A 7,727-nucleotide genomic window follows, 5' to 3' on the forward strand; every position below is an offset into this window, starting at 1 on the left:
CCGGACGGCCGTCCGGCCGCCGCGCCCGCACCGCGCGCCACCGCCGCGGCCACCACCCCGGCGAACACGAACACGAGCGCGAGCGCGACCCCGTCCGCCGTACCCGTCCCGGTGCCCACCGCCGCCCCGGCCGAGCCCGCCCCGGCCAGCACCGTCAAGGGCACGGTCAGCGGCGGCAAGCACGAGGGCGACCTGCGCTACTTCCTGCTCCCGATCCCGGCCGGCGGCGAGTCCTACGGGCCCGCGGACGGGATGCCGATGACCCGCGACGACGTCTCCGAGATATTCGGCAAGCAGGACGACATCGACACGATCCTCAACCGGCTCGGCTACCGGGACGGCGCCGAGCGCACCTACCGCACGGCCGACGGCACCGCCCAAGTCACCGTCACCCTGCTGCACTTCGGCTCCGCCGACCTGGCGAGCAGGTTCGTCCAGGGCTACACCGTCAAGTCGCAGGAGCCGATCGACATCGACGGCGACCCCAACGCCCACGGCTTCCGCAACAAGCCCAAGCACGAGGCCTACACCGGCTCGATGACCGGCATCTCCAGCCAGGGCGACGTCCAGTACACCGTCGACGTCGAGGTCAAGGGCACGCCGGACAAGGCGCTGCTGAACGACCTGATGAAGCGCCAGCGCGAGTGGCTCGCCTCCGGCGGCTGAGCCCGCGCCCGCCCCACGACGTCGCCCTCCCTTCCTCCTCTGGAGCCACTCACGTGACCACCGAACCCGCGCAGCAGCCGTCGGCTGCGGCCGAACCACCGCTGCCCCCGGTCCCGCCCGCACCGCCCGTGCCCCCGGTCCCGCCCGTACCGCCGGTGCCGGACGAGCCGCTGGTCCCGCCGGTCCCGCCGGTGCCCCCCGTCCCGGGCGCGCCGTTCCGGCCGGCCGACGCCACCGAAGGGGAGCCGGACACCCTGTCCGCCGGCCCCGACTCCGCCGCGCGCGCCCCGCGCCGCCCCCGCCCGGTGCTGCTGGCCGTCTGCGCGCTGGTCGTGGGCGCGCTGGCCGGCGGCGGCGTCGGCTACGCCATCCAGGCCCAGCGCCCGCCCACGCCGCTGCCGCCGCTGCAGGTGGCCCTGCCGTCCTACCCGGCCGAGGTGGTCGACCCGGCCGCGCTCGCCGCCGCGCAGCCCAAACCGCCCGCCATCGAGGGCGACCTGCGCAAACTGCTGATCAGCGCCCCCGACGGCACCTCCGCCTGGGGCGACTTCCCGGACAAGCCGAGCTGGATGTCCATCGGCGAACTCGCCGAGCGCAACGGCGACGCGGCCAACGTCTTCAAGAGCCTGGCCGGGTCCGGCTTCCGGCGCGCCGCCGAGGTGGACTGGAAGAAGGACGACATCCGCTACCGCGTCACGCTCACCCAGTACACGCCCGAGCACCTCGACAAGGCCGCGGCCGCCAACGGGAAGACCTTCGCCGACGACGCCAACGGCGGCTACTGGGTGGAGAACGAGCCGAGCAGCTGGTCCGACACCAAGGAGCAGTACTACTACGGGCACGCCGCCGCCCAGCGCGGCACGGTGCTGATGACCGTGGAGGTCTTCAGCCCCAAGCCGGTGGACTCCGGGGACCTCAAAGCCCTCGCCAAGCAGCAGTGGGAGCGGCTGGTATGACCGACGACTCCGTGACCACCACCCCGGCCGGCCCGGCCGCGCCAGCGGCCCCGGACGTCCCGGCAAGCCCCGAACCGGCCGGGCCCACCACCGAGTTCACCCCCCAGGGCGCCATCGAGAGCGCCCCCGCCGCACCCCACCCCGCCTCCCGCCGACTGCTGCGCGCGGGCGCGGCCACCGTCGCCGCCGCGCTGGTCGGCGTGGTCATCGGCGTCGGCATCATCAAGACCCGGTACGACGACCCCGCCCCGGTCGCCGCCGCCGGCCCCACCGCCGCCCCCGCCCCGACCGCCACCCCCACGCCCTTCGGCGCCAAGTCCAACGGCAGCCACTTCGGCTCGCTGCGCGACCTGCTGCTGCCCGTCCCGGCCGGCTACGCACCGGGCCCCGACGAGGGCGGCTACGGCAACGACACCGAGCTCGGCGCCGGACAGCTGTCCGACGAGATGGACGCCGAACTCCAGCAGATCCCCAAGGACAAGCGCGACAAGCTCCGCTCCTACTGGGAGGGACTGCACGTCAAGGGCACCGGCGTGCGGACCTACCGCAACGAGGACAACCACCTGGTGGTCGGGCTGCGGCTGCGCCAGTTCAACCAGCAGGAGGTGCAGCGGATCAACGAGTACACGGCGGTGTTCACCGGCGACACCGGCATCTTCCGCTCCGGCCCGCAGGTGCCGGGCCACCCCGAGGCGCACTGCTACCTGATGCCCGCGCCGCCGTCCGCGCCGATCGACTACCTGGAGTGCTCGGCCGCCGAGGGCGACCTCCTGGTGATCATGAGCACCGAGGGCGTGGCCCCGCTGCCCAAGGACAAGATCGTCGCCCTCTTCACCATGCAGCTCGACCGCCTCGCCAGCCCGGGAGCGTCCGTATGACCGACCACGCCGCCGCGCCGCAGCCCGCGCCGGAGCCGCACGACCAGGCCCCCGCCGCCCCCGCCGCCTCCGGGAGCGACGCCGGGAGCCCCTGGGCCGCCATCACCATCGACGGCCCCCGGCCCGACCCCGGCCCGGCCGCCATGACGGCGCAGACCCCACAGGAGCAGGCCGCCCGCCGCACCCGCCGCCGCGGGGCCACGGTGCGCTGGGGCTGCGCCGCCCTGGTGTTCGTCCTGGCGGGCACCGGCACCGCACTGGCCGTCACCGCCCCCGAGCGCACCGACCTCCCCGGGCTGGCCACCGCGAACGACGGCCGCTACACCTTCCCGCCCCTGACGCTGCCGCCGCTGCCCTCGGGCAAGGCCGCGCCGAACCTGAAGGACAAGAGCGACGGGAACGGCAAGGGCCTGCACCAGGCGGACCTGCGCTACCTGCTGCTGCCCGCCCCCAAGGAGGCCGGCGGCTCGCTGAACCCGCCGGTCTTCCCGGTCCCGACGGTCCCGACGGTCTCGGCCACGGCCGCGCCCTCCGACGCCCCCTCGGCGAGCCCGACTCCCACCCCCTCGGCCACCGCCTCGCCGTCCGCGTCCGCTCCGGCGGCGCCCGGCGGGGCGGACCCGGCGAACTGGGTGCCCTGCAACGCGATGCTCGACGACCTGCAGAACCCGGCCCGGGCGCGCGCCCTGCTGCTGCAGAACGTGTGCCGGGCGGCCACCGTGCGGGAGTGGACCGCCTCCGACGGCACCACCACGCGGATCCGGCTGCTGCGCTTCGGCTCCTCGGCCGAGGCCTGGGGCACCTTCTCCCGGATGCGTTCGGAGATCCAGCTCAAGGCCGCGCCCGACGCGAGGACCGCGACCTCCTCCTCCGACCGCGAGCTGCCCGACGGTGTCGAGGTGACCCGCAAGGAGTCCCGGGAGAGCGCCGGCAAGGACGTGCCGACGACCAGGCTGGCGTACGTGTCGGCCTTCGACGTGCTGGCCGTCGTCACCATGACCAACCCTCACGGCGTGCCCGCCACGGCCTTCCGCCAGGTGGTCGACCTCCAGTCCGACCTGCTCGCCTGACCGACACCCACCTTCGAGAGGGCCCCTGGAAACCGCCGCCCGGCGGTTTCCAGGGGCCCTCGGTGCAAGGGGCCCGGGCGGTCCTGTCCGGCACCGGGCAGGGGGCGTCCGGGGGGTGTCTCCGGGCTCTCTGTGCCCCCGTCGGAGAGGAGGGGTGCGCGGTGGCCGTCAACGGGTCGTCACCGTCCGTCACCGCAACGGGTCCACCGGTCCCGCCGGTCGCCTCCGTCGCCGGGCAGTGACGAAATAGTGACAAATCCCTGATGAATCCCATGCGCAATCCGGTGCTCCGCGGACTTACGATCATCGGCGCCCCGGTGACCACACCGCCGGGGTCACCACGTATGGGGGATCAACGGATGAGCACACCAGCACCAGGCGGTTTCGGGGTCAACCATGCCGCGCTGGACAAGGCGCACGCCACGCTGACCAACCTGGCCCACGACTGCCCCGGTGCCGGCGCGGTCGCCGACGACGCCACCGGGACGGCCGTCACCGGCCTCAAGGGCTGGGGCAGCTCCGGCGCGCTGAAGGACTCGCTGGACGAATGGCACCAGCAGGTCAAGGCCCTGACCGGGCGGCTGAACGCCAACGCCACCGCGATGCAGGGCACCGGTGCCAACTACCTCAGTGCCAACCAGTCCGTCGCCCAGTCCCTCCAGGTGCCGTGATCATGCTCGGATACGAAGACGTCCTCAACGCCAACACCGACGCGCTGACCGCCGCCGCCACCCAGTGGCGCGCGATGGCCGCCCGCTTCCACACCATGCAGACCACCATGGAGCAGGACGTCCTGGGTGGGAGCGGCAACGGCAACGGCATCGGCGGCAACGGCCTGTTCGGCGGCAACGGCCTGGGCAGCGGCCCCTGGTGGACCGGCAACACGGCGAACCTGGCCAACGCGTCGCTGCTGACCACCAAGGGCCAGATCGTCGACGCCCAGACCGAGGCCAACGCGATGGCCTCGCTGCTCGACGAGGCGCACACGGACTTCGCCGCCGCCCAGAAGCAGACCCGCGACGCCGCCGACGGCGCGGTCAAGGACGGCTTCAAGGTCACCGGCACCGGCACCGCCGTGTTCGACGAGAGCACGCTCGACCCGGCGACCCGCCAGGCGCTGCACCACGACCCGGAGGCCCGGCAGTCCTACCAGGACGCGGCCGACAAGTGGACCAAGGCGATCACCGCCGGCGTCCAGGCCGCCACCCGCGCCGACGAGCGCATCGCTGCCGCCCTGCGCGGCGCCTCCAAGGCCGGCAACCCGCTGGACACCACCTTCAACGGCCAGGCGGTGGGCGGCGGCGACGCCGGCGACGCCCAGCGCGCCGCCGACCTGGCCACCCACCTGGACAGCCTGACCCCGGACCAGCTCACCCAGCTGCAGGACCTGATGAAGGACAAGGCGGACCACCCCGCCTTCTCCCAGGGCCTGCTGGACCGGCTCGGCCCGGACGGCCTGATGAAGCTCGCCCAGCAGCTGAACAGCCCGAGCGGCGACAAGAAGGCCGCCTACACCGACCTGCAGGGCGGCCTCACCCACGCGGTGGCCTCCGCCACCCAGGACACCAACACCGACTTCTACCGGCGCTGGCGCCAGAGCATGAAGGACGCCGGCTACAAGAACTACGGCTCCAACACCGACCCGGTGTACGGCTACCAGGTCCTCACCACCCTGATGACCAAGGGCGACGCCAAGTACTCCGCCGGGATGCTCGGCGACCTCGCCGACGACATCACCGCGACGGAGAAGGACCACCCCGACGCCTGGAGCTACAAGGCCAGCCACAGCGGCGACGCGCTGGGCGCCGACCCGCTGGACAACGTGCTCGCCGTCATGGGCCGCGAACCCGACGCCGCCACCGCCTACCTGGACCCGAACTCGGGCGGCGGCAACCAGCACCTGCACTACCTGCTCAAGGACCGCAAGTGGCCGGACGGCTGGGTCGCCAACCCCTACGCCGGCGTGGTCAAGATGCCCGACCCGCTGTCCCAGAGCGGACTGGGCGCGGCCCTGGAGGCCGCCACCACCGGCCAGCCGGCCGGCGCCCCGCACACCGGTCACCACACCGAGGCCCAGGCCCGGATCATGCACGACACCGTCACCACCCTGGACGAGGGCCAGGGCGGCAACAAGGTCAACGCCAACCTGCGCCAGCCGCTGGCCAACGCCCTGGCCGACTACACCAACGACAGCCACGAGATCTTCAACGGCCGCAACTCCCAGTACGCCGACCACGGCAGCGCGGTGTGGACCGACGCCAACGGCACGGTGCACATGGGCGTCGGCGAGGACAGCCTGGTGCGGGTGATGCGCGGGCTCTCCGACAACCCCGACGCCTACGCCACCCTGCACCAGGCCGAGAGCGCCAAGATCGCCCAGGAGCTGTCCTCGCTGGGGCCCAACGCCTCGCAGAACGACATCCAGGACGTGATGAACAAGGGCGCCGCGAGCCTGGGCGTCTACGACGCGGTCCGCGCCGACGTCGCCATGGGCCAGCGTGACGACGCCAACCTCCAGGCCGACTGGAAGGCCAAGGTCGCCTACCACGTCGTCGGCGCCCCGCTCACCCCCATCCCGTGGGTCGGCGACAGCGCCCAGCGCCTGGTCGACACCTGGGCCTGGGAGTGGGACAACCAGATGAAGGACCACAACAACAGCGTCGCCAACGCCAAGATCTCCGACACCTACCTGGACGCCAACAACGAGATGACCCACCTGGTCAGCGGCTGGGCCAAGGACCGCGGCACGGACCCGGACAGCAGCATGATCCACGTCGTCGAGGACGCCTCCCACGACCGCCGCTCCACCAGCGCCACCACCGCCGGGCACTTCCTCGGCCGCGGCAACTCCTGACGCACCGCCAGTCGACCCGCTGGGGCCGCCACCCGTTCCGGGCGGCGGCCCCAGCGGGTCGCCGTGAACCCCTCCGGCCCGCACAGCCGTCGGAACGGAGGGGGAGGAACATGTGACCAGCCGCACCGGAACCGCCGACGCCGACCACCGGCCCGCGCCCTGGGTCCGCAGCAGACTGCGCGCCGACCCGGCGGCCGCGCTGCTCATGGCGGCCCTCGCCTTCGTCACCGTCTTCCTCGCCGCCGCCCTGCCCCGGCTCCAGGACCGGGGCGCCGACGCCGCGCTGCGGGACTACGTCGGCCACCGGGACCTGCATCTGAGCAGCCTGCAGTACACCTCCCGGACCCGCCCCGGCGACACCGCCGCCGAACTCGCCGCCGTCCAGCGCGAACTGGCCGCGCGGGTGGGCGCGGAGCTGACGCTGTCCCCGGCCGGCGAGGCCCGCGGCGCCCGGGCCCGCACCACCGGTGACCTGAACAACCCCGGCTACACCCGGCTGGCCGCCGACGCGGCCCCGAAGCTGGCCCTGCTCCACCTCGACGGCCTCGCCGACCGGGTCACCCTCACCGCCGGCACCTGGCCCGCCCCCACCGACGCCCCCGCCGACGCCTCCGCCCCGCTGCCGATCGTGGTGAGCGAGCCGGCCGCCCGCACCATCGGCATCACGATCGGCGACGTCCTCGACAGCGGCACCGGCGAAGCGGGCGCCCGCCGCACCACGGTCGTCGGCCTCTACCGCGTCGACGACCCGAGGGACCCGTACTGGGACGACCTCGGCTGCCCCGACCGCGCCTGCCTGCACCTGGACCCGCTGGGCAACAACTGGTGGCAGACCACCGGCTTCACCGACGGCGCCGACCTGGCCGCCCTCGCCCGCTGGGGCGGCGGCGCCGACGACTTCTGGCGGCTGCCCGTCGACCCCGCCGCCCTGCGCGCCGACCGGCTCGACCGCACCATCGCCACCGCCGACTCCTTCCTCACCGGCCCCGACGCCAAGGCCCTGGTCCCCGCCACCGGGCGCACCGACCTGCGCACCGCGTCCTTCCTGCCGGACGTCCTCACCCGGGCCCAGGACCGCTACCGGGCGGCCATGCCCCTGGCCGCGATCGGCCCGGCCGGTGTCGCGGGCGTCGCGGCGGTCGTCCTGGTCCTGGCCGCCGCCCTCACCACCGACCGGCGCGCCGGCGAACTCCGGCTGCTGCGCGCCCGCGGCGCCTCCCGCCCCGGGGTGCTGCTGCGGCTGCTCGGCGAGGGCGCCGCCACCGTGCTGCCCGCCGCCGCGCTCGCCACCGCCCTCGCCCTG

5 protein-coding genes and 2 pseudogenes are annotated in these 7,727 nt (G+C 74.1%); all 7 read left to right on the forward strand.

Annotated features, from left to right (window positions below; all coding sequences use genetic code 11):
• Window positions 1–666: pseudogene (locus BG452_RS25045) on the forward strand (hypothetical protein); the annotation flags it as partial.
• 53 nt (window positions 667–719) lie between these two features.
• Window positions 720–1,622 carry a hypothetical protein gene (locus tag BG452_RS25050; protein WP_188306621.1) on the forward strand — a complete coding sequence of 301 codons (903 nt, stop codon included), beginning with the start codon at window positions 720–722 and terminating at the stop codon, window positions 1,620–1,622.
• Entirely contained in the window at window positions 1,619–2,500 is an 882-nt protein-coding gene (locus BG452_RS25055) for a hypothetical protein (protein ID WP_188306622.1), read from the forward strand. Before BG452_RS25050 ends, BG452_RS25055 begins: the two co-directional genes overlap by 4 nt.
• Window positions 2,497–3,570 carry a hypothetical protein gene (locus BG452_RS25060; RefSeq protein ID WP_188306623.1) on the forward strand — a complete coding sequence of 358 codons (1,074 nt, stop codon included), beginning with the start codon at window positions 2,497–2,499 and terminating at the stop codon, window positions 3,568–3,570. Before BG452_RS25055 ends, BG452_RS25060 begins: the two co-directional genes overlap by 4 nt.
• Before the next feature lie 359 nt (window positions 3,571–3,929).
• Complete coding sequence (locus tag BG452_RS25065; RefSeq protein ID WP_188306624.1) at window positions 3,930–4,241, forward strand: hypothetical protein; 312 nt, start codon at window positions 3,930–3,932, stop codon at window positions 4,239–4,241.
• Between the two features lie 2 nt (window positions 4,242–4,243).
• Complete coding sequence (locus tag BG452_RS25070) at window positions 4,244–6,424, forward strand: DUF6571 family protein (RefSeq protein WP_188306625.1); 2,181 nt, start codon at window positions 4,244–4,246, stop codon at window positions 6,422–6,424.
• Between the two features lie 112 nt (window positions 6,425–6,536).
• A pseudogene (locus BG452_RS25075) lies at window positions 6,537–7,727 on the forward strand (hypothetical protein); the annotation flags it as partial.

It is taken from the genome of Streptomyces sp. CBMA123, assembly GCF_014596465.1.
In the GTDB taxonomy this organism is placed as follows: domain Bacteria; phylum Actinomycetota; class Actinomycetes; order Streptomycetales; family Streptomycetaceae; genus Kitasatospora.